Source organism: Exiguobacterium sp. s40 (genome assembly GCF_018617905.1).
Lineage (GTDB): Bacteria > Bacillota > Bacilli > Exiguobacteriales > Exiguobacteriaceae > Exiguobacterium > Exiguobacterium mexicanum_A.
Genome location: NZ_JACSLC010000002.1, coordinates 176,264 through 202,865, shown reverse-complemented (window position 1 = coordinate 202,865; position 26,602 = coordinate 176,264). Strand labels below are relative to the sequence as shown.

General features: G+C 52.5%; 30 protein-coding genes. 5 read left to right on the top strand and 25 right to left on the bottom strand.

Annotated features, from left to right (window positions below):
- Window positions 1-25 precede the first annotated feature (25 nt).
- The 4 genes from KNP02_RS02670 to KNP02_RS02655 are packed head-to-tail and all read right to left on the bottom strand — an operon-like array spanning window position 26 to window position 2,831.
- Window positions 26-379, bottom strand: coding sequence for a flagellar protein FliT (locus KNP02_RS02670; protein WP_029595022.1), 354 nt, complete (start codon window positions 377-379; stop codon window positions 26-28).
- Window positions 376-750, bottom strand: a complete 375-nt coding sequence (gene fliS, locus KNP02_RS02665) for a flagellar export chaperone FliS (RefSeq protein WP_058764181.1) — start codon at window positions 748-750, stop codon at window positions 376-378. The genes KNP02_RS02670 and fliS overlap by 4 nt, the downstream gene beginning before the upstream one ends.
- Window positions 751-764: 14 nt before the next feature.
- Window positions 765-2,462 (bottom strand): flagellar filament capping protein FliD, encoded by a 1,698-nt coding sequence (fliD, locus tag KNP02_RS02660; RefSeq protein WP_214707211.1) that lies wholly within the window; start codon window positions 2,460-2,462, stop codon window positions 765-767.
- 12 nt (window positions 2,463-2,474) lie between these two features.
- On the bottom strand, window positions 2,475-2,831 hold the full coding sequence (locus tag KNP02_RS02655; RefSeq protein WP_214707209.1) for a flagellar protein FlaG: 357 nt from the start codon (window positions 2,829-2,831) through the stop codon (window positions 2,475-2,477).
- Between the two features lie 174 nt (window positions 2,832-3,005).
- On the opposite strand from KNP02_RS02655, the gene KNP02_RS02650 reads away from it, so the two are divergent.
- Complete coding sequence (locus KNP02_RS02650; protein WP_214707207.1) at window positions 3,006-3,878, top strand: DNA endonuclease; 873 nt, start codon at window positions 3,006-3,008, stop codon at window positions 3,876-3,878.
- Window positions 3,879-3,935: 57 nt separating this feature from the next.
- Here KNP02_RS02650 and KNP02_RS02645 read toward each other — a convergent pair whose 3' ends face one another.
- Window positions 3,936-5,051 carry a flagellin N-terminal helical domain-containing protein gene (locus tag KNP02_RS02645; RefSeq protein WP_214751423.1) on the bottom strand — a complete coding sequence of 372 codons (1,116 nt, stop codon included), beginning with the start codon at window positions 5,049-5,051 and terminating at the stop codon, window positions 3,936-3,938.
- Window positions 5,052-5,810: 759 nt separating this feature from the next.
- Here KNP02_RS02645 and KNP02_RS02640 point away from each other — a divergent pair.
- Window positions 5,811-8,579: an SH3 domain-containing protein gene (locus KNP02_RS02640; RefSeq protein WP_214707203.1), complete on the top strand. Its 2,769-nt coding sequence runs from the start codon at window positions 5,811-5,813 to the stop codon at window positions 8,577-8,579.
- A gap of 173 nt (window positions 8,580-8,752) precedes the next feature.
- Here KNP02_RS02640 and KNP02_RS02635 read toward each other — a convergent pair whose 3' ends face one another.
- The 4 genes from KNP02_RS02635 to KNP02_RS02620 form a co-directional block, all read right to left on the bottom strand.
- Entirely contained in the window at window positions 8,753-10,048 is a 1,296-nt protein-coding gene (locus KNP02_RS02635) for a methyl-accepting chemotaxis protein (RefSeq protein ID WP_214707201.1), read from the bottom strand.
- Window positions 10,049-10,171: 123 nt separating this feature from the next.
- The gene (locus KNP02_RS02630) at window positions 10,172-10,495 is read right to left on the bottom strand and encodes a hypothetical protein (RefSeq protein WP_214707199.1); all 324 of its coding nucleotides are present in this window, start codon (window positions 10,493-10,495) and stop codon (window positions 10,172-10,174) included.
- A gap of 10 nt (window positions 10,496-10,505) precedes the next feature.
- Complete coding sequence (locus tag KNP02_RS02625; protein ID WP_214707197.1) at window positions 10,506-11,333, bottom strand: GNAT family N-acetyltransferase; 828 nt, start codon at window positions 11,331-11,333, stop codon at window positions 10,506-10,508.
- A gap of 58 nt (window positions 11,334-11,391) precedes the next feature.
- Window positions 11,392-11,877: a hypothetical protein gene (locus KNP02_RS02620; RefSeq protein ID WP_214707195.1), complete on the bottom strand. Its 486-nt coding sequence runs from the start codon at window positions 11,875-11,877 to the stop codon at window positions 11,392-11,394.
- 156 nt (window positions 11,878-12,033) lie between these two features.
- Between KNP02_RS02620 and KNP02_RS02615 the strand changes: the two genes are divergently transcribed.
- Window positions 12,034-12,531 (top strand): hypothetical protein, encoded by a 498-nt coding sequence (locus KNP02_RS02615; RefSeq protein WP_214707193.1) that lies wholly within the window; start codon window positions 12,034-12,036, stop codon window positions 12,529-12,531.
- Between the two features lie 31 nt (window positions 12,532-12,562).
- Here the strand turns inward: KNP02_RS02615 and KNP02_RS02610 are convergent, their stop codons facing one another.
- Together KNP02_RS02610 and KNP02_RS02605 are read right to left on the bottom strand one after the other, a co-directional pair.
- Window positions 12,563-12,859: a putative quinol monooxygenase gene (locus tag KNP02_RS02610; RefSeq protein WP_214707191.1), complete on the bottom strand. Its 297-nt coding sequence runs from the start codon at window positions 12,857-12,859 to the stop codon at window positions 12,563-12,565.
- Between the two features lie 2 nt (window positions 12,860-12,861).
- Window positions 12,862-13,815, bottom strand: a complete 954-nt coding sequence (locus KNP02_RS02605) for a DMT family transporter (protein WP_214707189.1) — start codon at window positions 13,813-13,815, stop codon at window positions 12,862-12,864.
- 117 nt (window positions 13,816-13,932) lie between these two features.
- On the opposite strand from KNP02_RS02605, the gene KNP02_RS02600 reads away from it, so the two are divergent.
- Window positions 13,933-14,847, top strand: coding sequence for a YitT family protein (locus KNP02_RS02600; RefSeq protein WP_214707187.1), 915 nt, complete (start codon window positions 13,933-13,935; stop codon window positions 14,845-14,847).
- Between the two features lie 31 nt (window positions 14,848-14,878).
- Here the strand turns inward: KNP02_RS02600 and KNP02_RS14970 are convergent, their stop codons facing one another.
- From KNP02_RS14970 to KNP02_RS02545, 12 genes are all read right to left on the bottom strand, one after another.
- Complete coding sequence (locus KNP02_RS14970; RefSeq protein ID WP_256441016.1) at window positions 14,879-15,001, bottom strand: nucleotidyl cyclase domain-containing protein; 123 nt, start codon at window positions 14,999-15,001, stop codon at window positions 14,879-14,881.
- On the bottom strand, window positions 14,998-15,936 hold the full coding sequence (locus KNP02_RS02595) for a GGDEF domain-containing protein (protein ID WP_251129110.1): 939 nt from the start codon (window positions 15,934-15,936) through the stop codon (window positions 14,998-15,000). Before KNP02_RS02595 ends, KNP02_RS14970 begins: the two co-directional genes overlap by 4 nt.
- A 102-nt stretch (window positions 15,937-16,038) precedes the next feature.
- Window positions 16,039-16,266 (bottom strand): carbon storage regulator CsrA, encoded by a 228-nt coding sequence (csrA, locus tag KNP02_RS02590; RefSeq protein ID WP_021066562.1) that lies wholly within the window; start codon window positions 16,264-16,266, stop codon window positions 16,039-16,041.
- Complete coding sequence (gene fliW / locus KNP02_RS02585; RefSeq protein WP_138859041.1) at window positions 16,266-16,703, bottom strand: flagellar assembly protein FliW; 438 nt, start codon at window positions 16,701-16,703, stop codon at window positions 16,266-16,268. Before fliW ends, csrA begins: the two co-directional genes overlap by 1 nt.
- A 15-nt stretch (window positions 16,704-16,718) precedes the next feature.
- Entirely contained in the window at window positions 16,719-17,294 is a 576-nt protein-coding gene (locus KNP02_RS02580; protein WP_214707185.1) for a DUF6470 family protein, read from the bottom strand.
- 3 nt (window positions 17,295-17,297) lie between these two features.
- Window positions 17,298-18,227 (bottom strand): flagellar hook-associated protein FlgL, encoded by a 930-nt coding sequence (gene flgL, locus KNP02_RS02575; RefSeq protein WP_138859039.1) that lies wholly within the window; start codon window positions 18,225-18,227, stop codon window positions 17,298-17,300.
- A 6-nt stretch (window positions 18,228-18,233) separates the two neighbouring features.
- Window positions 18,234-19,727: a flagellar hook-associated protein FlgK gene (flgK, locus tag KNP02_RS02570; RefSeq protein ID WP_214707183.1), complete on the bottom strand. Its 1,494-nt coding sequence runs from the start codon at window positions 19,725-19,727 to the stop codon at window positions 18,234-18,236.
- Window positions 19,728-19,739: 12 nt separating this feature from the next.
- Window positions 19,740-20,096 (bottom strand): flagellar export chaperone FlgN, encoded by a 357-nt coding sequence (gene flgN / locus KNP02_RS02565; protein WP_214707180.1) that lies wholly within the window; start codon window positions 20,094-20,096, stop codon window positions 19,740-19,742.
- A 112-nt stretch (window positions 20,097-20,208) separates the two neighbouring features.
- Window positions 20,209-20,460, bottom strand: a complete 252-nt coding sequence (locus KNP02_RS02560; protein ID WP_034778628.1) for a flagellar biosynthesis anti-sigma factor FlgM — start codon at window positions 20,458-20,460, stop codon at window positions 20,209-20,211.
- A 24-nt stretch (window positions 20,461-20,484) separates the two neighbouring features.
- Window positions 20,485-20,829: a flagellar protein gene (locus tag KNP02_RS02555; RefSeq protein WP_214707178.1), complete on the bottom strand. Its 345-nt coding sequence runs from the start codon at window positions 20,827-20,829 to the stop codon at window positions 20,485-20,487.
- A 58-nt stretch (window positions 20,830-20,887) separates the two neighbouring features.
- Entirely contained in the window at window positions 20,888-21,556 is a 669-nt protein-coding gene (locus KNP02_RS02550) for a ComFC family protein (protein ID WP_214707176.1), read from the bottom strand.
- A complete protein-coding gene (locus KNP02_RS02545; RefSeq protein ID WP_214751421.1) occupies window positions 21,553-22,710 on the bottom strand; it encodes a helicase-related protein in 1,158 nt (385 codons plus the stop codon). Before KNP02_RS02545 ends, KNP02_RS02550 begins: the two co-directional genes overlap by 4 nt.
- Before the next feature lie 182 nt (window positions 22,711-22,892).
- Here KNP02_RS02545 and KNP02_RS02540 point away from each other — a divergent pair, with 182 nt between their 5' ends.
- Window positions 22,893-23,246 carry a hypothetical protein gene (locus KNP02_RS02540; RefSeq protein WP_214707166.1) on the top strand — a complete coding sequence of 118 codons (354 nt, stop codon included), beginning with the start codon at window positions 22,893-22,895 and terminating at the stop codon, window positions 23,244-23,246.
- Between the two features lie 53 nt (window positions 23,247-23,299).
- Here KNP02_RS02540 and treC read toward each other — a convergent pair whose 3' ends face one another.
- Window positions 23,300-24,937: an alpha,alpha-phosphotrehalase gene (gene treC, locus KNP02_RS02535; RefSeq protein WP_214707164.1), complete on the bottom strand. Its 1,638-nt coding sequence runs from the start codon at window positions 24,935-24,937 to the stop codon at window positions 23,300-23,302.
- An 83-nt stretch (window positions 24,938-25,020) separates the two neighbouring features.
- Window positions 25,021-26,469: a PTS system trehalose-specific EIIBC component gene (treP, locus tag KNP02_RS02530; protein WP_214707162.1), complete on the bottom strand. Its 1,449-nt coding sequence runs from the start codon at window positions 26,467-26,469 to the stop codon at window positions 25,021-25,023.
- Between the last annotated feature and the right edge of the window lie 133 nt (window positions 26,470-26,602).

The following is a 26,602-nucleotide window of genomic DNA, read 5'->3' as shown; positions in this document are numbered from 1 at the left end:
CTCGAAGGCGCGCCTTCGAGCTGTTTTATGTCTGTTGATCAAACAATCCCGAGAAGTTCGAGTCGACATCCTCGTACGGGTCGACGTACGACTTGACCGTCTTCCGTTCTTGACGCGCCGTCCCGAGCGTCATCCCGAGCCGTTGATGTTCGGCCTCGATTAATCGGGCAATCTGTTGGCTGTCATCGACGAGCTGACGAATCACCGTCTGGTCGGCGTCCTTTAAGTCCGGTCCGTGCGCCGCAAGCAACTGCTCACGATCGTCGAGCAACTCATGGATTTGATCCATCCACGTGTCATACGTCGGCTCTTCCGGCACTTTAGCTAGCAGGTCTTTTAAACGTTGTGTTTTGAAAATGATTTCATCGATGGGCCTCATGCTTGCTTCGCGAGTTTCATCGCTTCCTTCCACGTGTCACGGAGCTCCGTTGTGAAATCGAGAACTTCGTCGAGGATCGTCGTGTCATTCTTAACGTTCGCGTCGACGAGACGGCGCCACATGTACTCATACAGCGAATCTAAGTTCGCCGAGATAGCAACGTCTTTATTTAACGTCAAGCGCATCTCTTGAAAGATGGCTTGAGTCTTTTGGATGTTCTTATTCTTTAAATCTACATTCCCTTGCTCGATGGCGAGTTTGGCGAGGCGCATGAACTTGAGCGCCCCGTCATACAGCATGAGCGTCAATTCCTGTGGGTTTGCGGTCGTGACCGCGTTGTTTTGATATGCTGCATATGGATTGGCTACCATTTAAATTCCTCCTCTTACATCCCGCCGCCTAAGAACTGTTGCAGTGAGGCGGCTTGCGAGTTCGCCTGGTTCATCGCCGTCTCCATCGCCGCGAAGCGACGGTAGTAGGCGTTTTCTTTATCGACAAGTAGTGCGTTCAAGCGCTGGATGCGGGTATCGATGGCCGTCATTTCTTTCCCCATCGAGTGGGTCTGCGAACCAGATCCGTCCGCTCCGGCAATCCGTGTGATTGTCGCTCTCGAATCAGCTGCCGCATCACGGATTTGTGGAAGCAGTCCACTCTCCGCATTCGTGAACAGTTGATACACCTGTTCTGGATCTTTCTCGATGGCAGCTTTGAGTTTCTCTTCGTTTAACTCGATTTTTCCGCCGTTCGTGAAATCAGCTCCGGTCGCAAGACCAATTTGGAACAACTGTTGCATTGTGTCATCGTTCGTTGAAGCTGATGTGCTCGACCACTTGCCACGCATCGTATCCATCGCACCGCGGACAATCGTATCGCCACGGAGCATACCGCTCATCGCTTTTTCTTCCCACTTCTTGATTTCATCTTCAGATAATTCATCACGTTGCGCTTGTGTGAGCGGTGCGAATGAACGGAAACGGTCTTCTTTGACTTTCTTGTTCATCAAATCAATCGTTTCATTATACTTATCGACGAACCCTTTGATGTTATCAAATACTTTTTGGGTGTCAGTTGCGGCTGATAGCGTGACAGGTGTTGGGTTACTTGCTTCTTTAAACTCAGCTTTCAAAGTGATGGTCATGTTGTCAAACGTGACAGTATTCGAGGAACGAGTCACATCAATCCCGTTGATTTTAAATTTAGCATCTACACCAATTGGAGCGTCGCTTAGCCCGAGAGCAGTCCTCGCTTCCGCGGAAAAATCGATTGTGGCAGCTTGCCCTGTCTCTTTTGTCGAAATTGAAATTTTTCCAGTTGACGGTTCAAAGAATGCCGATAGGCCTGTATCTTTTCCATTCAATTGACTGATTAAATCTTGAACCGTCGCATCCGCGCCCAGTTCGATTTTTTGATGCGGTCCTGTCGTAGACGACTTAAACCCTAGTTCATACCCTGTACCGCTCGTGTATTCTGCAACGACACCTTTCGGAATGACTCCTTCTGGATATTTTGTCAGTTCATTTGCTGTTAGTTTTCCAGTGACGGCATCATAAGTGAAATCATCATTGATTAACGTGTTGCCATCTTTATCTTTTAAAACGACGGTTGAAAAGTCTAATCCTTTAGCCAATATCATTTCTTTACCATCGACGTCTTGATGGACGCGTTTTTGCCCGGCAACTAAACCTTTGAGGTCAGAAATTTTAGTGGTTGCCGTGATTGGTAGATCAGCTTTTGTTAATGGTTCAACTACGGTTGAAGCAGAAGTAGCCAAATTTTCAACGGATTCAATTTTGATTGCCGTGTTCCCGCTCGATGGTCCAGCCACTACTGAGATACGCGACTCGTCAGATGAGCTCGACGTCTTCGCATAGAAATTCCGGCTAAACATAAGGTCGACAGCACTATTTCGTAAGCTCATAAGGGAGCGGTTGATTTCACGGTAGGCATCTCGTTTCCATTCAGTCGTCTGTTTCTTTTGTTCAAGTTTGTCGACCGGTACTCGTTCCACTTGCATCAATTGTTTAATGATCGTATCGGTATCAATCCCACTGGCGAGTCCGCCAAATCGGATAGGTGTCGTCATGATGTACCTCCTTTATACACGTTCATCGAAGAGTTGGTTGAACTCCATAAACGCAGCGAAAAAATCGAGTGACTTCTTGCTTGGTATTTCACGGATCACTTCGTTGTTCGTGTCCACAATTTGAATATAATAGTCGTTCAATTTTTCATGTTTCATAAACTTTATACCGGTACGTTGTTGTTCGAGTACCAAGTTCGCCTTCTCGACGGCCGCCTCTAACTTCGTTACGTGTTGAGGCGTCGGGAGAATAACGATGCCTTCGTCGGCGAGGGCTTTTTGATTCGCTTCGACGAACACGTTTTTCGTTTGTTCATACGGCAAGACAGAAGAAGGTAGGTGAAGCCGGACTTCAGAGATAATTGGATTCATAAGCTATCACACCTCATTATGATTTCTTCATTATGTATATCGGCATCAGATTAGTAATCTTCAATATTATCGTGTTCACTAATTCGTCTAATCTTAACTAGATACAAAAGAATACTGTGAAACTAACTGGGTATATTATATACGAACGTATATTCTTATAAGGAGGGATATTTGGTGAGATGGGAAGAGTTAACGACTTATGAGAAAAGTTTATTATTAGGGACTTTGCTAGGAGACGGTCATATTAGCATTCATAAGAAGAAATATCCGAATGCGAATTTACGGTATGGTGAACACTTTTCTATCAAGCAACTTGAGTACCGGGAATGGAAATTGAAACAGGCACCACGTATTTTCTCAAGTATCATCAAGAATAATAATGGGACAAGTGCATCGCTCACTTCTAAATACGATGAGTTGTTCACTTGGCTCCGTAATCAATTGTACATTGCCGGTAAAAAAAGCATCCCACTTCATCTACTACGAGAGTGCATCGATCCGGTCTTTTTGTTAGCGCTCTATCTTGATGACGGCAGTCTTTGTTTAACAAGGTCGAGTCGCTCCAATAAAAATCAAATCATTTTGACCCCACACATCGCTTTATACCTCCAAGCTTTCCATCCATCTGAGTTAAACTATTTAAGCCAATTTATTCACGATACGTTTGGACACCAATTTGTCTTAAGCCGACGGAATGACGGGCATAACTATATCCTCCGAATACAGAAGACCCAAGAAGCTCTCAATTTCCTTGAGTTCACAAAATCATATGCCACTGAAATCCCTTCGATGGCTTGGAAGTTGAATTGGGACTATCGTTTGTCACAAGAGAAAGACGAAAATCCTGATAAAATAGTGATTACCTCTAAGCCTAAAAATGATTATACGGAGAAAGACATCGAGTATATCGTCACTTCAAAGTTACGTGGACAGACGGATCAAGAAATTGCAGATGCGTTAGGCAGAACATATTGGTCTGTCGTGTACAAGTGGCAGGACATCAAGAAAAACCGATTAAGAGAGGTCGAGGCTGTGTATGTAAGTTAAAAAACTCCCACGGCTCTTGTGGAGTCGTGGGAGTCATAAAACTTGTTATAGAGCCAATTAACGGAGCAATTGAAGTACAGCTTGCGGCTGCTGATTCGATTGCGCCATCATAGCTTGTGCAGCTTGGTTAAGGATGTTGTTCTTCGTGAAGTTCATCATCTCTTTAGCCATGTCTACATCACGGATACGTGATTCAGCAGCTTGAAGGTTTTCAGCACCTACATTTAAGTTGTTAATCGTGTGCTCAAGACGGTTTTGAGTTGCACCAAGTTTTGAACGTTCTGCAGAAACTTTAGTAATTGCGTTATCAATCACGCTGATTGCGCGTGAAGCAGATTCTTGTGTCGAGACATCAATTCCTTCAGTAGCTGTAGCTGTAATAGCTCCAGTTGTAGTAGTTGCTGCGAATTTACCAGTTGCGTTAAGCGCATCGGCAATGTCTTGTCGAGTTGTAGACACAGCTCCAGTACCCGCGCCACCAGCTGCTTGTTCCAAGGTAATAGTTACAGTTCCAGCATCTTCATCAACTACAACACCAAAGTTAGTGGCGGTATTTCCCGTTGCAGTTGATGCAGCAGTTACTGTAATGTTATAGCCCTCTGTAGTTAGTCCTTGAACTGAAACACCGGCACTAACTGTTGCAGTAGCTCCTGGCGTTACCTTGACTACACCTAAAGCTTCAGCACCCATGTCTGAGATATTTAATGAAATGTCTTGTCCTTGGTTAGAACCAATGTGGAACTTACCAGAGAATCCATTTTCACCCATAAGATTCTTAGTGTTGAATTCTGTATTTTCAGAAATACGAGTAATTTCTTTAGCCAATTCGTTGACTTCTTTTTGAATTTCAGTACGATCCGCATCTGTGTTTGTATCGTTAGATGACTGAGTAGAGAGTTCACGCATACGCTGAAGAATGTCATGAGTTTCACTCAAAGCACCCTCTGCAGTTTGAATGAGTGAAATACCATCTTGTGCGTTTTTCGAAGCCATATCAAGACCGCGAATTTGTCCGCGCATTTTTTCAGAGATTGCAAGACCAGCCGCATCGTCACCTGCACGGTTGATACGAAGACCTGAAGATAACTTCTCCATCGCTTTACCAGTTTGTGTTGTGTTAAATGACATGTTACGATGTGCGTTCATTGAGTTAAGGTTGTGGTTGATAATCATTGTAATTTCCCTCCATAGGTTTAAGTTTTTTCCGCTCTTCCAAATCCATTTGTCCGAGCATACAAGGCTTAGGCCGGCCCCTCACCTTGTATTAGTTGGTAACGTTTTTGCGTTTCCATACTCTATATCGGAGTCATCTTCATTCTGTTTAGTCTTTTTCAAAAAAAGTTACTCGTTTTGAGTAGAATCTTCAAAAACAAATAGAAAATGACCCATCATTGGGCCGCTCCGCCTCACTTTAAAGCTGTTCTCGCCTCATCCACAAAACTTGTCCCTGTCTGCCAATGAATCGCCTCGTTGGCTCGACTTTCGGCAACATACTGCCGGCCGAGAATTGTTCGTCCTCGATATAATTTTGGTGTCCGCGACCAAGAATCGATCTAAGCGGTTTTGAATCGTTTTTCCAAGAATAATCGTAATTTGATTGACAGACATGAGCATCCGATTCCTTTTAGTGAGTTCAGTAATAGTTAGACATGGCAGTGATTGGGTCCGGCTCTCCTCCTAAGAGAGCATCATCACTCATCCTATAAAACAATCGTTCTGTAAAAAACTTGTCACATCCATTATCCTCTCTAAAAAATCCCGAAATCTTCACCTCACATTTATTAGCCAGAAATTTTTATAAAATCATACATTTTATGAGTCTCTTGAATCGTTTACCTATTTTCGAAATATTTCCTTTCAATCCTTTGCCAATTTTCTCTATACTTGGTTCGAGCCATAGCTAGAACAAAGGGAAATCAAGGAGGAAAACCATTGAACAAACGAAGTAAACGCTTGAGTACTGCTATCTTTTTATCAGGTGTGCTGGTTGCCACGATGTACACTCAAGACGTAAATGCCGCATCGAAAACAGCTACTGTCGATACATCTATCTTAAATGTTCGACAATCTTCCTCTACATCATCTCCAATCGTTGGAAAGTTGACAAAAGGAAACAAAGTCTCTGTCTTGAACGTCAAAGGGTCTTGGGCTGAGATTGACTATAAAGGGGCGAAACGTTACGTTTCTTCCGCCTATTTAAAAATGACAACAGCAACACCCGCACCGACAAGTAAGGTCAAGCAGACATATACTGTCACCGATAACTTGAATTTGCGTCAATCGGCCAGCCTGAAAGCGCGAGTCCTTGTCACCATCCCTAAGAATAAAGAGGTGCAATACCTTTCAAAAACAGGAACTTGGTATCGCGTAAAGTACGGATCAAAGACTGGGTATGTCGCAGCCAAATACGTCAAGGTACAAAACACAGTCGTCAAAAATGCTACCGCGGCTGCACCGAAGCCTACTACAGTCACAAAAAACAACGCTTCATCTAGCACGACGAAACAAGTGTATGCCACAACCGTGAATTTGAATTTACGTAGCACGGCCTCGACGAAAGGCAAAGTACTCGTTACGATTCCGAAAAACAAGGAAGTCCAATACATCGCGAAGTCTGGCAATTGGATTAAGGTGAAGTATGGCTCCAAAACTGGTTTTGTGTCTGCTAGCTATATTAAGGTAACCAATAAAAGCGTTAATCCCGTTACCGTAAAGCCTACTGCTCCAAAGCCGACACCGAAGCCACCCGCCTCAACGACAACAAAAACGAACGTATATAAGACCAAAGAAAATCTCAATTTACGTAGTTCGGCATCACTTTCGGGTAAAGTGCTCGTCAATATCCCAAAAAACAAAGAGGTCCAATACATCTCGAAATCCGGGAACTGGTATCGCGTGAAATATGGATCAAAAACAGGTTATGTGTCTGCTAGTTATGTTGCGGTAACTACCAAAACGGTTAGCCCTGTAGCACCAAAACCAACACCTAAACCGCCTGCATCCACACCCGTTAAAAAAGTTACGTATAAAACAAAAGAAAACCTTAACTTACGAAGTGCGGCCTCTTGGTCCGGTAAAATTCTGCTCACGATTCCGAAAAATAAAGAAGTGACCTATGTATCGAAATCTGGTAGTTGGTATCGTGTAACTTACAACGGAAAAACCGGTTATGTTGCGAGTAGCTATTTGACAGAAGTCAAGCCAACCTCTTCAAAACCCGTAGCTCCGACTGCTAAAAAATACTATTATACAACCGCTAATCTGAATTTGCGCGATAAAAATTCATTGAGCGGGAAAGTAATGACTACTATCTTAACCAACAAACAGGTCGAGTTTGTATCTGCTCATGGTGATTGGTATAAGGTTAAATATGATGGGAAAGTCGGTTACGTCTCTAAAAAATATTTAACTGAGAAATCACCCGCGTCGACAAGTAAACCGGTTGAAACAGAAGAGGACTATTCAATTGAATACGAGGCTATCGTCACAGCAATGCCGAGTTTAAATGTTCGTAGTACTCCACAAGTCACAGCTTCAAACGAAATCGGCACTGTATTGTTCAACCAAATTATCGGAGTCATCGAACATGTAAATGACTCGTGGGTTAAGATCGAATTTGAACTTGGTGATAAATTGATTCCTGCTTATGTCAGTAGCGCTTACATCAAACCATATACGGGCCCGACTGTTCCAGAGACAATCCCAGGCACGAAAAACGTCGTTTTAAACTATAGCGATTATGAATTGAAATTAACTGATATGGTTCAAATTCAAAAGAATGTTAATGCACAGACAGATAAATACCGTGGATCTGCTGCTTATGTATCTAAAGAGTTCATCCAATTGATTGAAGGCACTCAAAGCGGAAGAGTTTCGGCGAGCACTTTGAACGTACGTGCCGATGCCACAACAAATTCCCACATCTATGGAGTTTTGAACAGTAACAGTGTGGTCTCGATTCTTGGAGAAAAAGACAACTTCTATATCATCTCTTATAAGCGGAAAGCAGGAGAATCTGAACGAGTCTTCGATAACACATGGCGGTTAGCGATGGAGTCTGATATTTTAAATCAAGTTGATCCTCGTCTCGTAAAATTCGAGGCTGCGCTTGATTCACCACGAGAATCGTTCCAATATTTGGACCTCTCGAAGTCGGCCAACGTATCGGCCACGATTTTGAATAAAGCGCTCCAAGGAAAAGGAATCTTGTCTGGACAGGCACAAGCCTTTATCGACGCTGGTAAGGAATTTAACATTAACGAAATTTATTTAATGTCACACGCTTTCCTTGAAACAGGAAACGGGACATCCACTCTTGCTTCTGGTGTTTGGGTAGATACGAATGGGAACTTGAGTACTTCTACGAGCACTCGTCACAAACTAGTCTATAACATGTACGGAATCGGTGCGACAGATGCCAATCCTACAGCTGGTGGTGCCAAGCACGCATTTGATAATGGCTGGTTTACTCCCGCAGCTTCTATTTATGGTGGTGGAGAATGGATCAGTAAACGATACGTGAACAATACGCGACAACAGAATACACTTTACAAAATGCGCTTTAACCCAGCAAAACCTGGTACGTATCAATACGCTACCGATATCGAGTGGGCCTATAAGCAAACCTTTAAAATTCATGAGATTTATAAACAGCTTGAAGAATATACAGTTGAGTTTGATATTCCACGCTTTATTTATTAAAACAACTTGAACGTTTAAAGAAGGAGAGTTTATCAGCTCCTTCTTTTTTGATACCCATGATAAGACAAACAAAAACAGAGGATTGTTATCGCCCGGTCGGGTAACAATCCTCTGTTTTTACCATTCTCATAATTCATTTTACGAATAATTGATTTAAATAGGCTATTACTAAATCAATTATTTGATACTTTGACCATTTCCGTCTCATTCTGCAAACTCTCCGCGACACGAACGAGCTCCGTCATCGCGCCGTTCACTTCACCGAGACTCGCCGCTTGTTGGCTCGCCGCTGACGTGACTTCCGTCGCGTAGCGTGACGCCTCTTCGACCATGCCGACGATGCCGGCCGAGTTCGTGACGACCGAGTCGATCTGTCCGCGCGACTCATCCAAAAGCGCATCGACCGAATGGACGTGGCTGTACACTTCGTTCGCCGAGTTGTGGATCGATGCGAACGCACCGCCCGCCTTCTCGACGAGACCGACGCCCGTCTCCACTTCTGCTTTCACGTTCGCCATCGAAGACGACGTGTCGCCGACGAGACGTTTGACGTCGACAATCAAATCCGTGATTTCTTGCGTCGAGTTCGCCGTCTGTTCAGCGAGCTTCTTGACCTCGGCCGCTACGACCGCGAAGCCGCGTCCATGTTCACCGGCCCGAGCCGCTTCGATTGACGCGTTCAAGGCGAGCAAGTTCGTCTGCGCCGAGATGTCACTGATGACGTCCGTGATGCGCGAGATTTCGCCTGTCATCTCTGTCAACTTGCTGTTGAGCGTCGACGACTGCTCGACTTTGCCAGCAATCGCGTGCATCGCGTCGACCGACGTCGAGGCGAGGCCTTTGCCGCTCTCCGCTTCTTGTTGCATCTCATTTGCCGAATTCAAAGCCGATCCCATCTCTTGACGGATGTTCTCCATCGTCCGAGCGACAGCACCGAGCAAGTCCATCGAGCTGTACGTCGCGTTGACGTTGTCTTCGAGCATTTTGTTCAAGGCATCCATCGCTTGACGGATATTCTCACCGGCGACGTTCCCTTCTTGGACCGCTGCCGCGATCTCTTGCGCCGAACCGGTGAGTTGGTCCGCCGTGTAGCGCATGTTCGTCCCTTGTTCCCGCAGGTGTCCGACCATGTTGTCCATCGACAGAAGCAGACGTCCCATCTCCGAACGGTCTGTCGTCGTCTCGTCCGCGAACACGACCGTCAAGTCGCCGTTTCCGACCTCGACCGCCTTGTCCGACGCCAATTCGATGGCCTTGAGCGGACGACGGGCGATCAAGTAGATGACGGCGCCACCAATCCCTGAAATGAGCAAGGCCACGGCCGTCCCGACGAGCATGACCTGACCTTTCGCCATCTCAAGCTCCGTGAGCAACAAGAGCGTGATCCAGCCGACCGCTCCGCCCGTGATAAAGGATGTGACCAAAATCCAAGCGAGCAGTTGGGTCGTAAAGTTTTTGAATAGCTTCACTATGAGTTCCTCCTCTGTGTAATTCATCACCTACTATATCGTCCGATTGCCAGCTTTTGTATAGCGTTTTCAGTTGAAGTTTTGGTCAATGAAAAAACGCCCCCGTCTCCGAGAGCGTTCATTTCAAAATCGGTCGTCTTCTTTTGTCATGTGCACTTGTTCGCGCGGTGTCAAAAGCGCGTCGATTGCGAGCGCGAGCGCGGCCGCCCAGTGCAACATCATGCCGAGGAACGGGATGAACCCGAGCACCGACGCCGTGATGCCGACGATCGGTCCAACCGAAATCCGCTTCAGCCGCGTGATCGACAAGACGAGCACGACGATGTGGAACACGAGCATGAACCCGAGCGGCATATAACCCATGCTGATGATGAACAGCCCACCGAGCGCCGGAATGCCGAGCAGCGCCTCAAAGGCGGCACCCATCCATTTCAAATTTCGAACCATTTGTCTAACCTCACAGTTCTAACAAATAAAACTCATACCCACCGTTTTCAGCGAACCCAGCCCGCTTGTAAATCTCGAGCGCGGCCTTGTTTTCCGTCTCGACGTCGAGCTCGAGCTTCGTCCGGCCCATGCGGAACAGTTGCTGGACCATCTGTTTCAACATCTTTGTGCCGTAGCCCTTGCCTTGCTCGTCCGCTTTGACGCCGAACGCATGGATGCTGCCGGCATCTTCACCCGAAAGGAGCGCACGGATGACACCGACGGGACGACCGTCGACCTCACCGATGTACGTCACGCGGTCCGGTGTGTCGATCTGTTCATAGATGTTCTCTGTCACGTCGACCGGGTCACCGAACGCTTCAGAGAGCGTCTCGATGATGAGCGAACGGTCCGCTTCGGTCGCCTCGCGGAGCGACACCTCGTCCGGCTTCAAGAACAGCTCGGCTTTTTTCAGTACCAAGTTATATTCTGAGAACTGATACGCCGCGCCGAGATGGTCGATGACCGCCTTGCCGTCCTTCGATTTGGGATCGATGACGAACGTGAACGCTTCACAGCCATTCTGTTTCGCGTCCTGCTTCGCCGTTTCAAAGAGTGCCTTGAAGACGCCTTGTTTGCGATAGTCCGGATGTACGAGCGCGTTCACTTCATACTCGTTCGGGAGATACGGAAAGAGCACCATATAGCCGACGAGCGTGTCCCCATCATAGACGGCGTAGTCGTTCTGACCGACCGCCACGTGTCCGAGTTTCACGTCAATCTTGTCATGCGCGTTGACCGCTGCCTCGAGGGCCCCTACCTGTTCTGCCTGTCTCACTTCTTCTACTGTCCAATTCATGAAATCACCTCACGTCATATTGTAGCATAATCGAAAAAGCCCGCCGTAACGGGCGGACTCATAACGTCCGGAATTCGAGCTCCGGTAATGTCTCGAGCAGTTCGGCAATCTCGTCCGTGTGCGCCTCGGCACCTGGAACGGCCTCGGTCGGTTCGACCCAGAAGAACGTCTTGTCGCTCGCACCGAGGTAGTTGCCGTAGCCGACTTCCTCTGCGAACGCCGCTTCCGATAGTTCACGGTCAATCAAGTCCAAATGGAACAACAACTGGTCGTCGCCGTCCTCGACGTTATAGTAGATGTCGAACGTGCCGTAGCTGTTCTTGTCGCCGACATCGACGACGTCCTGCGCCTTCTCGATATAGACGTCCCCGCGCTCAATCGCCTCGACGATTTTCGATGGGAGAATGATCTCATAACCGAGCTCACGGTCACGGATCGTCTGCGTCGTATCGTCCGTCCGTCCCCGGGACGAAACGACACCGACCGTTGCGACGAGGGCACCCGTCACGCCGAGCGCGACCGCCCATTTCATTGTTTTGTTCATATGGATTCACTCCTCTTTAGTCTAGCCATGAGACGATTATCGCACAAAATGACCTTAAATCATTAAATATTCTGAAAAAATGTTTTAGGATGCGTTGACGCACGTCCGTCAATCCCATACGATGAAGATATCGTATTATAGAAAAGAGGAACTGATATGTCAAACGAACAACAATTGTCACGCGCACAGCTCGACGCGCTCTTAAAAAACGTCTTCGCCCTTCAAATCCCGGTCATCGAGAAGTTCATGACCGACTTGTTCAGAAAGTACGTCTCGACAGCGTCCACGTTCAAGCAGGACATGGACACGATGAAAGCGACGGACTGGCATAAGCAGTTCTTCGGTCAGAAAGTAATGCCGCACTTGTTCATCGAGAACCTCGGCTTTGGCGCGTCGTTCCGTCATCAGGAGCAAGACAAAGTCGTCAAAATCCCGGACAATATGACGGTCGTGAAGCCGGACTCGGACGACCAGATTGAAGAGATTCTCCAAAACCTCGACAAGACGATGGCGTCGATGGACAACATCAAAAACAAGGGACTCGTCAAAAAGTTCTATAAAGAGACGCTCGAACTCATCTGCCAGCTCGGAAGCCGGACTGGGATGATGGACGAGTTTTATGAGCAAGTCAAAGGCAGTTTGACGAAAGCTTGACCCGCCATCCACGTCCTCGGACGTGGATTTTTTAATTTTTGCTTCTCGGCTCGAACACGGCCAAGCGTTCGATGTTAGCCAAAATCGGCTTCGCCCGTCCAATCAACGTCTGTGTCGTCTCAAGCGACAGCGACTGTTGATGCGCCTCGATACTCTCCCATACCTCATAGACGACGATCGACTCGTCGTCGAGCGACGCCGCGACTTGATACACGCAACACGTCGCCTCTCGTTCCATCGCCTCGGCCGCCTCGAGCAAGATGGCGAGCAGCATCTCACGCTCGCCCGGAACGGCCGTCAATTTGCCGAGCAATCCATACGGTTTCATCTTCACCCCTCCTTGTCGTATCGATTCGCCGCCGGCATCGTCTTCTCCTTTACACGGAACTGGCTACGGCTGTGGAAGACGACCCCAATCATGACGAGCGAGATGCCGACGAGCGACAGCCCGGACGGCAGATGCGCCTGCAGGAAAATCAATTCCCCGATAAGCGCGAACAACACCTCGAGCGCCTGCGTCGCCTCGATCGTGGCGAGTTTCCCCATGTCGTGTTTGACGAGGTCGGTCGCCTTGAAGAAGAGTACCGTCGCGACGACACCGGACAAAAGTGCGACGAGGAGCGTCTGCGTCAGTTGCGAGCTCGAGGGCGCCCCCGTCGTCAGCCCGTAGCCGAACAACAGGAGCCAGACCGGGAGCGAGCCGATGCACATGCCTAGGATGCGCTCGAACACGTCGAGGTCGGTGTGGGCCATCATCTTCCGGTTGCCGAGCGGATAGGCGAACGCGGCAATCAATACCGGCACCACCCCAATCCACAGGAAGCGCGGCTCGAAGTCGGCGAGAAACTCGACTTGCATCAAAACGACGCCGAACAGAATGAGTCCCGAGAAGCGGAGCGCCGTCCACGGAATCCGCTCTCGCGTCCCATCGCTCCGGCGGAACAGCGGTGACAACAGCGCCCCGGCGATAATCGTCACTTGCCACGTGCCGGCGATGAGCCAAGGCGGGGCGACCTCGGCGGCGAGACAAATCGGGACGTAAAACAGACCGAAGCCGACCGTCCCCCAGACGAGCCACGGCCACGGCTCATCGATGATGGCGCGACGCACCCGGGTCATACCACCCCGGACGTAGACGACGAAAGCGAGGAACGGGATAATGAACAGGAAGCGGAGCGAGGCACTGTACGCCCAGTGACCACCTCCGACTTGCATCGATTCGTTCAACACGAACGTGCTCGCAAAAAACAAGGCGGCGAGTACACCTAACAGAAGCGGACGCATACGTACTCTCCTTTCCGAATCCCCATGTGTTCCATAACTTGTGTCAGATTTCCTGCCTCATCCACTAAATTCTGTGTGAGGTTTGCTATACTAAAAAGAAAAAGGGAGTGAACCCCGATGCAGCGTCCACCGATGCCTTCCCCGACCCCGGAGGAAGTGCTCCGCTTGAAACGTGTCCATAACCCGATTAAACCGACCGAGCTTCTCGCCAAGGGGCTGCTCCTGTTGCTCGGCGCCTTCATCTTCGCGGTCGGGCTCGAGGCATTCCTCGTCCCGAACCAGATCATCGACGGCGGCATCGTCGGCGTCTCGATCATCACGTCATATTTGACCGACACGAAGCTCGCCATCTGGCTCGTCTTGTTCAACATCCCGTTCATCTTCTTCGGCTATCGCCAAATCGGGAAGACGTTCGCCGTCGTCACGTTGTTGGCGATCACGCTCATGTCCGGCTTCACGATCTTGCTCCATTCGGTCGAGCCGTTCACTGACGATTTGCTGTTGTCGACCGTGTTCGGCGGCTTCTTGCTCGGCGCCGGGGTCGGGCTCGTCATCCGGGCCGGTGGGTCGCTCGACGGGACCGAGATTTTGGCCGTATCGTTCACGGACCGGTTGCCGTTCTCCGTCGGTGAGATCGTCATGTTCTTCAACATCTTCATCCTCGGAATGGCCGGGTTCATCTTCAGCTGGGACCGGGCCATGTACTCGCTCCTCACGTATTTCATCGCCTTCAAGACGATCGATATCGTGCTCGAAGGAATCGATCAGTCGAAGGCCGCGTGGATCATCACCACCTCACCCGATGACGTCGGTCAAGCCATCATGGACCGACTCGGCCGGGGTGTGACGTATTTGCACGGGGAAGGCGCCTACACCGGCGACGGCAAGAAGGTCGTCTTCACCGTCATCAGCCGACTTGAAGAGACGAAACTGAAAGACATCCTCGACGACTATGACGAGAAGGCGTTCCTCGCCATCGGCAATATCCATGACGTCCGGGGCGGCCAGTTCAAAAAGAAAAATATCCACTAAAAAAATTGGCCCCGCGGGACCGATTTTTTGTTTATCCGATTTTCGCTTGATCGCGCCCGCTCGTCTTCGCCGCGTAAAGGGCGGCGTCGGCCCGCTCGAACACGACCGTGCCCTGTTCAGCACCGGCGAGCGAGGCTCCGAGCGACACCGTCATCGGGATAGCAGTCCCTTCGAACGAGAACACGGCGTGTCGCGGATGACCTTGACGATATCGTCCGCGATCAACCGGACGTCACCGGCATCCTCGAGCACCATCAGAAACTCTTCCCCGCCGTAGCGCCCGACGAAGCCGTCCGGCGGACAGTTCGCCTGTAACGTTTGACCGATGTGGTGAAGCGCTGCGTCACCGGCTCGATGACCATATGTATCGTTCAACTGCTTGAACCGGTCGACATCGATGACGAACAGCGCCCAAGGGAGACCCGACATCTCGACCTCGTTCAAACGTTCGAGCGTCATATAGCGGTTCGGGAGACCCGTCAGCTCGTCAATCGTCGCCCGCTGCGCGTGCAGCCGGAACATGCGCAGGTGCGTCTCAATCTGTTTCGCGACCCAGTAACACATCCAGCCACCGAGGAACGTCATGACGAAATACGGCAAGAACACGGTCGTGAACGCCTGAATCGGGACGTTGCCAGCAATTCGAAACAAGACGAGCACGGCCCCGAACACGAGATAGGCCGAATACAAGTGACCGCGTCGCATCACCAGTCGATTTAACACGAGCGACAACACGAAGAACAAGCCGAGCGTACCGAACGAGCTGACGAACTGCTCCGTCATGCCGTCGAGACCGAAGCGACCGAGAAGAGTCAACCCCATCGTGACGGCGACTCCGACCGGTCCGGCATAGGCGCCTGAGAGCGCGAGCGGGATGATTCGTAAATCGACTCGTGCTTCCCCGACTTGGAACGAGTTGACCGCCAACAGCACGGCCGCGAGCCCCATGGCGAGACCGAACCAGATGCGGACCGCGTAAGGAGAACCCGTCTGGATCGGCAACAATTGGCGCATGAGGTACAACGTCAGCGACAAGACGAGATAGATGATACTGATATTGATAAAAAAGATATTGATGACTTGACCCAAACTACCTCGTCCTTTCCCGCCGTTTCTTTCCCCCTATCCTATCGTACAAAAGTGACGCATGTCACCCTATCCAAATTTTAGGACAGCTAAAAAGCCGGAAGCTCACGCCTCCGACTTGTTTTGCATCATCTGTTTCATCAAGTTGGCGCTGTCGCGGGCCGATTCGTTCTCGGCTTGCATCTGGACGTACACCTCATGACGATGGATGTCGATATGGCGCGGTGCGTCGATGCCGAGCTTGACCTGATCGCCTTCGATGGCAAGCACGGTGAGCGTCACATCGTCCCCGATATGGATGGCCTCGCCTTGTTTTCGTTTCAATACGAGCATCAGCGCACCTCTTCTTTCTGACCGCCGAGCGGGAACCGGGCCGGGTAGACATCATCCAAGATGACTTGCTTCCCGCGGCGCTCTTTCGTCTCGATGACGATCGGCGCCTTCAAGTTGAGCGTCGAGGCGTCGAACGGCTCACGGAGCGTCACGATGGCATATACCGAGACGTGCTCCGCCTCGTCGATGCCGAGCTGTTCTTTCGCGCCGTCGGTCAATTCGAACGCATAGTCCGGCTTGTGCCAGAACGGGTTCGTCACGACGAAGGCGCAGGCCGGGTCCTCGAGCGACTGGAGCGACCAAAACGGGAGCTCGTCCCCATACGGGATGAGGGTGAACGTCTTCGAGTCCGGGAATCCGGGAATCTCGCTGACGAACGAGATCGTCTCTTCTTCATTTACTTCGATTTTGCCAAAATAGTCTGTCTCAATGAACATGGGTTGTCCTCACTTTCAACGCGTCTCATCATACATGCCACCGACCGGCCACATTTCGAGCGACGCCTGCTGACGGAGCGAGATGTCCGTCGTCCATGGCGTGAACGAGATGTCGGCCGGGGTGAGTGATACATCAATCTGTGCCGGCGTCAGGTTCCACTCGATTTTGACATCCGCCGGCGTATACGTCAACTTCACGCGGTCGATCGATTTCGGCATGAAGTCCATGTCGACGACCGGGTACGGGGCGCTCGTCTTCTCAGCGGCCATCGCGGCGATCGGGTTGCCGTTCTCGATGCGCATGAGCCGGTCCCCGTCCCGGGCCGTGGTCGAGGTCGCTTCCCGGGCCGCCTGTTCCCCGAGCTGACCGAAATGGCGCCCGAGTTCGAGCGCCGCCTTTAGGTTGCTTTCACTGCGAGCGACCGATGAATCGACCTCGAGCGTACCGCCTGTCGTCTGTTGGGTCATCTCGACCTTGCCTTGCGTCATCGACACATCGGCCCGGCCTTGCCTCATCTCGAGGTGGGGCCGGTTCGACGTGATTTGAATCGCGGCCTGCGTCTGCCGCATCTCAAGCCGGGCGATGTTCATCGCTTACCGGAGGAAGTCGAGGAGCGTCGGTTGAATGATTCGGGCGCCGGCCGATAGCGCAGCCCGGTGCACCGTCTCGTGAGACTTGAGCTCCATGATGACTTTTTCGATGTCGATGTCTTCGTTATCAGACATGATCGTCTTGGCGATGATCTCATGTTCTTGCAGGCGGTTGTCGACGAGTTCTAGCCGATTGGCGCGCGCCCCGAGCTCGGCCCGTTCCGTGATCAAGTTTTGGGCGATCACGTCGAGGTCGGCGAGCTCGTTCGAAAGAACCTCACCGGTCGTGTTCGGGTCGGCCAGTTTCGAGACGAGGTCGTGGAGTCCGGCGAACACGTCGCTCCCGAACACCGTCTCCGGTTGCATGTTCACTTGGACGGTGATGCCTTTCGATACTTCAAAGGCGACTTTCCCGCTCGCTGCCGGTGCCCCGTCCGGGTAAATGCTGTTGACGTCCCCGTTCGGGTCGGCAAGGAACGCCTTCAAGGCGTCCATGTCGACGAGCGGTTGGTCCGTCTTCGTGCCGTTGTAAATATATTTCTCGCCCGATTTCGCGTTCGCGAGCGAACCGATATGTTCGATCAACTGATTGACCTCACTTTGGATGATTTGACGTTGCGACGACTCGTACGTGTCGTTCGCCGCCTGCGTCGTCAGTTCGCGAATCCGTTTGACGGCTTCCGTCACTTCGTTCAACGTCGAGTCGGTCAAGTCCATCCAGCTCGTCGCTTCGCTGACGTTGCGGCGGAACTGATCGACCTCACGCACCTCGGTCCGGTAGCGCATACCTTGCATGGCGACGACCGGGTCTTCCGAAGCCCGTTGAATCCGTTTCCCGCTGATGAGCTGTTCTTGCACTTGGGCGAGCTTGTTATAGCTGCTCGATAAGTGTTTCAAGTTCGTCTGTGTGAGCATCGTCTGTGTGACTCGCATCAAGCATTACCTCCCTACGACACCCATGCCGTTGATGATTTTGTCGAGCATCTCGTCGACGGCCGTGATGTTGCGGGCCGCCGCGTTATAGGCGTGTTGATATTGAATCATCATCGTCATCTCTTCGTCGAGCGAGACGGCGCTCACTGCCTGGCGGCGCTGGTCTGAGCTCGCCATGAGGGCGAACGTGCTGGTCGCGAGTCGTCCGCTCTGGTCGGCGGCGACAGCCATGTTCCCGATGACGTTTTGATAGTACTTCCCGATCGACGTCTCTGTCTGGACCGATCCGTCGAAACTGAGCGTGGCCGACTTCAAGTTCGCCAACGATAGTGCCCCGCTGCCGTCCCCGATGTTGCCGTCTTGAGACGCGGCAATCAAGTCGAGGTTGTTCATGACGGCGTCGCTCACTTTGATCGTCGCGGCGCTCGCCGTCCCTTCGAAGAAGTTCGCCGTACCGGCGTTGCCTTTGGCGTCCATGTTGTTGCTGTGGGCCGTGTTGAAGGCCGAGGCGAACTGGCTGGCCATCTCGTCCAAGTCTTTCAACATCGTCGCGTACGCGCCGTTCACGCTGCCTGATTCGGGTGTGTCCGTACCGTACATCTCGACGAGCGCTTTCCATTTACCGTTTGGCATCGATGCATGCGTGAGGGCCACATCCGCTCCGCTCGCATCGGTCATGTCGAGACCGTCGAACGAGCCGACCGTGCCGTTGATCCCATCGACGAGCTTATGGTCGACGCCACCGATCGTGACGACGATGTCGATCCGCCCTTCCGCGACTTTCTGAGAGTTCCCGCGCGATTCCCCATTCGTATAGTCGACCGGGACGCGTTTAAAGTCCATATATTGGGCAAGCTCGTCCATGTAGCGGTCACGCTCGTCATACAGTTCGTTCGGGAGCACGCCGAGCGGTTCCGCGTCACCGATTTGACGGTTGACCTCACTGATCTTCGTCATCAAGTCGTTCACTTTCTTGACGACGACGTCACCTTCAGACGCCAAGTCGGCCTGCACTTTTTGGAGCGAGGACGACATGTAGTTGAACGTTTCCGCGAGCGTCATCGCCCGTTGGCGCACGACGCTCCGCGCGCCGGCGTCGTCAGGGTTGACCGACAAGTCTTGGAGCGAGGCCCAGAACAAGTCGAGCGATTTGGCGAGGCCCGTCTCGGACGGCTCGTTGACGATGTCCTCCATCCGGCCGAACGCCGCCTCTTTCGTGGCGTAGTAGGCGTTCTTGATCGATTCGTCACGATATTGCTGGTCGATCATCAAGTCACGGATCCGAGCGAGCGTCTCCCCGCGGACACCCGTCCCGAACTGCCCGGCCTTCGTTCCGCCGAAGTTGACGCTGAGCTGTTCGGTCATGCCGAGCGATAGGCGCTGGCGTGAGTAACCCGGGTTCGAGGCGTTGGCGACGTTGTTCCCTGTCGCCTGGAGCGCCCACTGGTGCGTCGTCAAACTGCGACGCGCCGTCTCTAATCCCATAAATGTTGAGCCCATTAAACTTCCTCCTTATACATCCCGGCTGAACGAGCGCGTCTCGAGCGCCTGTTGACCGTACGTGAAATCATCTGCCTCTGGCAGGAGCATATCCAAATGCCATTCGATATACCGGAGCGACTGTTCGAGCAAGACGGCGTTCAATTCATTCTGCCGTTTCAGCTCGAGGACGACCGGTCGTAACGCTTCTTTCTCTTCATCGTCCAAAACGAGCGTTCCTTGAAGTCGTTCCGCCTCTTTTTGTTTGATTTGTCGGACGAGCGTCGCTTCTTCCTTGACGAGCGCGCTGAACGCGGGCATATCCCCGTTGACGAGCAGTCGTTCTTTTTCATAAGCGATTTCGAGTAAACGTGTATGTAATGTGAGCATAAGTCTCTCCTTTGTCCAAAAAAAGAGCCGACTAAAGAAAGGGTGTCCCTTGTTTAGTCAGCTTCCGTGCCATCATATTTATGCGAAGGTCTCCCTCGGACCTCGCTTTCATTCATCCTTGTAGAAAGCGTTTGGCGATTTCGCGCGCGTCCCGTGAATACGTCCCAGCGTTGATTTCCGCCTTCAAGGCGTTAATCTTCTCCAGGCGCTCCGGATGTTTCACCGGTTCTTCAAACCGGGCGCGGGCTTCGGCCGATATCGATAGTTGGTCCGTTTGGCGTGTCAGCTCGGGCTTCGTCTCAGGTTGCGTTTTCTTCTCATAAGTGTTCGGTAAGTGTACCCACTTTGCAGAATCGATGCGCATACGTGTCCCCCCTCTTCTCAGTTGTTAGTCCAAACGATAAGCGCGAACGCTTTGTTTCGTGACGGTGGCTTGTAGCCCTTTCAGTTCTTGCTGCATGTCGGTCTGACAACCCGCGCATACCTTTCCTTGGTTCGTCGGATTGCCGCAACGGATGCAGGCGATGTTCAGTGACGGGTTGTCCTTGATGATCAGGCGTCCTTCATGGATGTATCGCGTGATATCAAGTTCGGAGACGTTCGTCGCTTCGACGAGGGCCCCGATCGTCGCCTGTTTGTTGGCGGGTTCGCGGATGAAGTCCCGGACTTTCAAGAAGTTTTGGAAATCGACTTCCGCGCAGGATGGGCAGTAAGGCGAGCGGCTTTGTTTCATGAACAGCCGTCCGCATGTTTGACAAGTTGTTGCTTCCACAGTCATTCACCTCTGCCCTTTATATCGGACGCATTTTTAATTTGTTTAGCGTCCGGAACAGGCAAACGGCAGAAACTTGTTCCACCCCGGCCCGGCGCAGGGTGAGCGCCGCTTGATGCAACGTCGTCCCGGTCGTATAGACGTCATCGACGAGGACAATTTTGCCACAGCGCGGTAACCGCTGTACAGTGAACGGGTTCGCACGGTGCCGCCTTTCTTCTTTCCCAAGTTCGCGCTGACTTGAAACCTCGGCTTTCACGAGCGTTCGTTCCATCGGTCCGATCAATCGGGCGAGCACCTCGGCCTGATTGAAACGCCGCGTCCGTAACCGCTCCTCGCTGAGCGGGATTGGCACGTAGACGACATCCGGTTCTCGCAGCTTCCGGAGTACCGGACGCATCTGATTGGCCAGGACGACGTCACCGCCGAACTTATAGCGGTGGAGCCAATTCACACCCGCCTCGTCATATAGGTAGAGCGAGCGCACGGTCAAATCGAGACCGAGGGCAAGCCACCGGACGCAATCGTCGCATGTCGCCCCATCCCCGGTCGGATGGCCGCAGCGCGGGCAGCCCGAGATGATCGGGGTCAATCTCCCCTCGCAGTCCGGGCAGACCCAGTCCCGTTTCAAGAGCGTCGCCGGGCTCCACGGAATAGCGAACGGTTTTCGGCAGACGAGACAGTTCATCGCCGGTTCGCCTCCTCGATCTCGCGGATGGCCCGGTCTTGCCGGAACGTGCGCTCGTGGTAGAAGAAGACGACATCCCCGGTCGGCGCGGTCGGTTTCCGACCGGCCCGCCCTGCCATCTGGACGAGGGCGCGGGACGAGAACAAGGCGTGACTGCTGTCGAGGACGGCGACGTTGACCCCGGTCACGGTCATGCCCCGCTCCCAAATCGACGTCGCGAGCACGATTCCGTTCGTCGCCTCGAGCCATTCGAGCGTATCCGTCCGCTCATTGGTATCTGCCGAGACGCCCTTAAAGGTGAGACCGTTCGCTTCAAGCAGTTCTCCATAACGGACGAGGTCCGGCTTCGTCGGGACGAACAACAGGCGCGGCGTCGACTCATGACGCTGACAGAAGTCGAGAATCGTCTGTCCCGTCTCACGCACGAGTCGCGGCACCGGCAAGTCGTGGCCGTGATAGCGACGCGATAGATGCACGGTCGGGAACTGGCGCTGCCAGACGGTCGGCGTCGCCGTCACGAACAAAAATAGACCTTTTCCGGCTCGGCGGAGCGTCCACCAAAGTGCCAAATCGAAGGCGAACGGGAAGGCATCAGACTCATCAACGAGAACGTAATCGAAGACATGTCGTAAGTTCACGAGCAGCGGCGCCGTCGCGACAGTGATCATCCCAATCGTGTCCTTATCCCCGCCCCCGTAGCGCCGGGTGACCGGGACGGAGAAGGCGGCCTCGAGCCGGTCGACCCATTCGATGGCGACGTCACGGCGCGGCGAGACGATGAGGACACGCTTCCCTTCATTGACGACGCGCGCGATGACCGGGAATGTCATCTCCGTCTTCCCGGCCCCGCAGACGGCATGGACGAGCCCGCTCGTCCGGGATTCCCACCAGGTGAGCAACTGCCGGCTGATGTGTTGCTGGTCGGTCGACAGCTCGAACGGCATGACGAGTTCCGTCGGTTCGACCGGTGTCGTGATGTCTTCTTCCCCGAGACGGTCGCACTGACAGACACGGCCGAGATGGAGGCAATTCCGGCAATAGTGACACGCGCCGTGGTGGCACGTGAACGAGCGGGTGTCCGTACTCAGACAGCGTTGACAGATTCCGAAGCGGATGGCGGGCGTGCCGGTGTCGCGGATGATGAGTTGTCCCAATTCAATCAGTCCTTTTTGAATGAGGATATCATGTGAGAAGCCGTCGGACATGAGGCGTTGTCAGCATGTAGCGTCACCATTCCCGTACGGAACATGAGCCATTTGCGACTTACGACCGAGGCGAACGGTGCAACATCTCTTTTATACTAAGCGTAGCCCAATAATTGGAAAGCAGGTGTCCGATGCACAAACGACCGCTTCATAACGTCTTGACCGTACTCGGAATGATGGCCGTGTTCTGTCTCGGTTGGTGGGTGTGGTATGTGCTGAACGGCAGTGAGGCGGCCGAACAACGAGCCGTCCGAGCAGCCGAAACGTATGTCGACACGACGTATCCCGAGATGGAACTCGTCGTGACCGACGTGACGTACTTATCCCTGTACGATGCGAAGTATTACGTCTTGTTCGCGTCCCCGTCCCATGCCGAAGCTGAGTTGTGGGTGCGCGTCACTCGAGCCGGAGACGTCGTGGACGACAATATCGGGGTTGTCGCGAACGTCTCACGGTCATTGGACAGACGCGACGCCTTCGACTAACACCTATAATCAAAAAAACTCGCCAGACGATTTCGTCTGGCGAGTTTTTCTCGTTATGCGTTCCGTTTGTAGAACATGATCGCCTCATACGCCCGGAGCGACAACGTCGTCCCGTCGAGCTGCGGCACGTCATAGTTGTGGCTGACGACCTCGGCCTGCGTGAAACCTGCCGGGATCTCATACGTCGTCTCAGGGCCGTAGAAGTTGGCGACGACGAGCACTTCCTCGTCTGCCGTCTTCCGCATGTACGCCCAGACATCGAGCGCGTCCGGTGTGAGGAGCGTGTAGTCCCCGTCCGTCAACACGTCGAACTCTTTGCGGAGCGAGATCAAGTTCTTGTAGTGGTAGAACACCGAGTTCGGGTCGTCGAGCGCCGTCTCGACGTTGACGTCCGTATAGTTCGGCGCCACGTTGATCCACGGCGTCCCGCTCGTGAAGCCGGCGTGCGGCGTCGCGTCCCACTGCATCGGCGTCCGCGAGTTGTCGCGCGACTTCTGTTTGATGGCGGCCATCATGTCCTCGTGCGACACGCCCTGTTCGCGTTTCAAGTTATAGGCGTTGAGCGTCTCGATGTCACGATACTCGTCGAGCGAGTCGAAGCCTGGGTTCGTCATGCCGATTTCCTCGCCTTGATAGATGTACGGTGTCCCTTGGAGGCCATGGAGCACGGTCGCGAGCATCTTCGCGCTCTCGACGCGATGGTCGGTGTCGTTGCCGAACCGGCTGACGACGCGCGGCTGGTCATGGTTGCACCAGAAGATGGCGTTCCAGCCCTTGCCGTGCATCCCTTCCTGCCACGTCGACATGATGTCTTTCAGTTGGATGAAGTCGAACGGGGCGGCGACGAACTTCTCGCCGTTCGGATAGTCGACTTTCAAGTGATGGAAGCTGAACGTCATGCTGAGCTCGCGCTCGTCCGGGCTCGAGTAGCGGACGCAGTGGTCGAGCGTCGTCGATGACATCTCGCCGACCGTGATGACGTCATGCCCGTCGAACACCTCGCGGTTCATCTCTTTCAAATATTCATGGATGCGCGGCCCGTCCGTATAGAACTTGCGGCCGTCCGAGTCGTCTTCCGGGAAGTCCTGCTGCTTCGAGATCAAGTTGATGACGTCGAGGCGGAACCCTTTGATGCCTTTGTCACGCCAAAAGCGCATCATTTCATAGACGTCCTCGCGCATCTGCTCGTTCTCCCAGTTCAAGTCGGCCTGGGTCACGTCGAACAAGTGGAGATAATATTGGCCGCTCTTCTCATCATACTTCCAGGCGTTGCCGCCGAACTTCGACTCCCAGTTCGTCGGCTCGTCGCGCCAGATGTAATAGTCGCGGTAGCGCTCGTCGCCGGCGAGCGACTTTTGGAACCACTCATGCTCGGTCGACGAGTGGTTGACGACGATGTCCATCATAAGCCCGATGCCGCGCGCCTCGGCCTCGCGGACGAGCTCGTCAAGATCGTCCATCGTCCCGTACGACGGGTCGATCGCGTAATAGTCGCTGACGTCATAGCCGTTATCGTTTTGTGGTGACTTGTACACCGGGGTCATCCAGATGTATTCGATGCCGAGCTCGGCCAAATAGTCGAGCTTGGCCGTCACGCCTTTGATCGAGCCGGTGGCATTGCCTTCCGGGCTATAGAAGCTTTTCGGATAAATTTGATAGACGACAGATTTGCGCCAGTTTGATGGTGTCATAGGTGTAGTCTCCTTTTGTAAGAGTTTTCATTTGTACAGGAAAAGGGGAAGAACCTCCGTCCCTCCCCTTGTCAGTCATCTTCTTATGCGACTTTGTTTTTCTCGATTTCGCCTTTTTTCATGTAACGTTTCGACAGCGCGATCGTCAACACGAACGGTATGACGAGGGCGATGACCATCCCGACGATGAAGATAAGAATCTTATCGGTGAAGATTGACAGGAATCCAGGAAGACCCCCGACCCCGACAGCGAACGCTTGGACGTCGTTCAACGTGATGAACACCGCCGCGACGGCCGACCCGATCATCGCCGAGTAGAATGGGAACTTGTTTGGTAAGTTCACCCCGAACATGGCCGGCTCGGTAATCCCGAAGAATGCCGAGATCGATGACGTTGAAGCCATACTCTTTTGTTTGGCGTCATGTTTGAACACGAGGAACATCGCGAGTGCGGCTGCACCTTGGGCGATGTTCGACAAGGCGAGCATCGGCCAGAGGAACGTCCCGTTCGTTTCCGCGATGAGCTGCAAGTCAATCGCGAGGAACAAGTGGTGCATCCCCGTGACGACGAGCGGTGCGTAGAGCAGACCGAACAGGAGTGCCCCGACGACCGGTACAGCTTCGAACACGTTGACAATTCCTGTTGCGATCACGTTACCGAGGCCACGTGTGAGCGGTCCAACGATTGACAGCGCAAGGAATCCAGTGATGACGATCGTCGTGATCGGCACGACGAGCAATTGAATCGCATTCGGGACATGTTTTTTTAAGAAGATCTCAATATGGCTCAAGATGAAGGCCGCGGCCAAAATCGGAAGAATCTGACCTTGGTAGCCGACTTTCTCGATTTCGAACAAGCCGAGGATATTGAACGTCGGAATGTCGCCTTCAAGCGCCGCCTGCCCATAACCCCAGGCGTTCAAGAGGTCCGGGTGGACGAGCAAGAGACCCATGACGATCCCGAGCACTTCGCTGCCGCCGAACCGTTTCGTCGCCGACCAACCGACGAGCGCCGGGAGGAAGACGAACGCCGTGTTCGCCATCATATTGATCAAGTCCCAGAGTCCTTGCAGGTTCGGGTACGCCTCGATCAGCGTCGCATCGTCGACGAACAACCCTTCCGACGCGAGCAAGTTGTTGATCCCCATCAATAGACCGGCGACGATGATGGCCGGGATGATTGGGACGAAGATATCAGACAACATTTTGACGAACTGTTGGAGCGGGTTCATCTTCTTGCCGCCGGCTGATTTGACCTCGGCGACCGTCGCCGCTTCGAGCCCGGCGAGTTTGATGAATTCGGCGTAGACGCGTTCGACGTCACCGGCCCCGATGACGACTTGATAGACACCCGAGTTTTCGAATGCCCCTTTGACGAGATCAGCTTCTTTCACTTTTGCTTCATTGACGAGCGACTGGTCTTTCAACGAAAGCCGGAGCCGCGTGACACAGTGTGCCGCTTTGTCGACGTTATCCTTGCCCCCGATGGCTTCAAGGATATCCGCGGCGATTTGACGATAATCTGCCTTCATATTGTAGGCCTCCTTTGTTTGAAAGCGTTTGTTGAAAACGGTTACTTATGAGTACAAACAAAGTTTAACTTATATAGACAAGTCATGTCAACAACTTATCTATATAAGTTAGGTGTAACAACTATGTGACAGG

Coding starts and splice junctions, on each gene's coding strand:
- KNP02_RS02670 (WP_029595022.1), bottom strand. CDS start 379: ATGAGGCCCATCGATGAAATCATTTTCAAAACACAACGTTTAAAAGAC.
- fliS (WP_058764181.1), bottom strand. CDS start 750: ATGGTAGCCAATCCATATGCAGCATATCAAAACAACGCGGTCACGACC.
- fliD (WP_214707211.1), bottom strand. CDS start 2,462: ATGACGACACCTATCCGATTTGGCGGACTCGCCAGTGGGATTGATACC.
- KNP02_RS02655 (WP_214707209.1), bottom strand. CDS start 2,831: ATGAATCCAATTATCTCTGAAGTCCGGCTTCACCTACCTTCTTCTGTC.
- KNP02_RS02645 (WP_214751423.1), bottom strand. CDS start 5,051: ATGATTATCAACCACAACCTTAACTCAATGAACGCACATCGTAACATG.
- KNP02_RS02630 (WP_214707199.1), bottom strand. CDS start 10,495: ATGGTTCGAAATTTGAAATGGATGGGTGCCGCCTTTGAGGCGCTGCTC.
- KNP02_RS02625 (WP_214707197.1), bottom strand. CDS start 11,333: ATGAATTGGACAGTAGAAGAAGTGAGACAGGCAGAACAGGTAGGGGCC.
- KNP02_RS02620 (WP_214707195.1), bottom strand. CDS start 11,877: ATGAACAAAACAATGAAATGGGCGGTCGCGCTCGGCGTGACGGGTGCC.
- KNP02_RS02615 (WP_214707193.1), top strand. CDS start 12,034: ATGTCAAACGAACAACAATTGTCACGCGCACAGCTCGACGCGCTCTTA.
- KNP02_RS02610 (WP_214707191.1), bottom strand. CDS start 12,859: ATGAAACCGTATGGATTGCTCGGCAAATTGACGGCCGTTCCGGGCGAG.
- KNP02_RS02605 (WP_214707189.1), bottom strand. CDS start 13,815: ATGCGTCCGCTTCTGTTAGGTGTACTCGCCGCCTTGTTTTTTGCGAGC.
- KNP02_RS02600 (WP_214707187.1), top strand. CDS start 13,933: ATGCAGCGTCCACCGATGCCTTCCCCGACCCCGGAGGAAGTGCTCCGC.
- KNP02_RS14970 (WP_256441016.1), bottom strand. CDS start 15,001: ATGACGGTGTCGCTCGGAGCCTCGCTCGCCGGTGCTGAACAGGGCACG.
- csrA (WP_021066562.1), bottom strand. CDS start 16,266: ATGCTCGTATTGAAACGAAAACAAGGCGAGGCCATCCATATCGGGGAC.
- fliW (WP_138859041.1), bottom strand. CDS start 16,703: ATGTTCATTGAGACAGACTATTTTGGCAAAATCGAAGTAAATGAAGAA.
- KNP02_RS02580 (WP_214707185.1), bottom strand. CDS start 17,294: ATGAACATCGCCCGGCTTGAGATGCGGCAGACGCAGGCCGCGATTCAA.
- flgL (WP_138859039.1), bottom strand. CDS start 18,227: ATGCGAGTCACACAGACGATGCTCACACAGACGAACTTGAAACACTTA.
- flgK (WP_214707183.1), bottom strand. CDS start 19,727: ATGGGCTCAACATTTATGGGATTAGAGACGGCGCGTCGCAGTTTGACG.
- flgN (WP_214707180.1), bottom strand. CDS start 20,096: ATGCTCACATTACATACACGTTTACTCGAAATCGCTTATGAAAAAGAA.
- KNP02_RS02560 (WP_034778628.1), bottom strand. CDS start 20,460: ATGCGCATCGATTCTGCAAAGTGGGTACACTTACCGAACACTTATGAG.
- KNP02_RS02555 (WP_214707178.1), bottom strand. CDS start 20,829: ATGAAACAAAGCCGCTCGCCTTACTGCCCATCCTGCGCGGAAGTCGAT.
- KNP02_RS02550 (WP_214707176.1), bottom strand. CDS start 21,556: ATGAACTGTCTCGTCTGCCGAAAACCGTTCGCTATTCCGTGGAGCCCG.
- KNP02_RS02540 (WP_214707166.1), top strand. CDS start 22,893: ATGCACAAACGACCGCTTCATAACGTCTTGACCGTACTCGGAATGATG.
- treC (WP_214707164.1), bottom strand. CDS start 24,937: ATGACACCATCAAACTGGCGCAAATCTGTCGTCTATCAAATTTATCCG.
- treP (WP_214707162.1), bottom strand. CDS start 26,469: ATGAAGGCAGATTATCGTCAAATCGCCGCGGATATCCTTGAAGCCATC.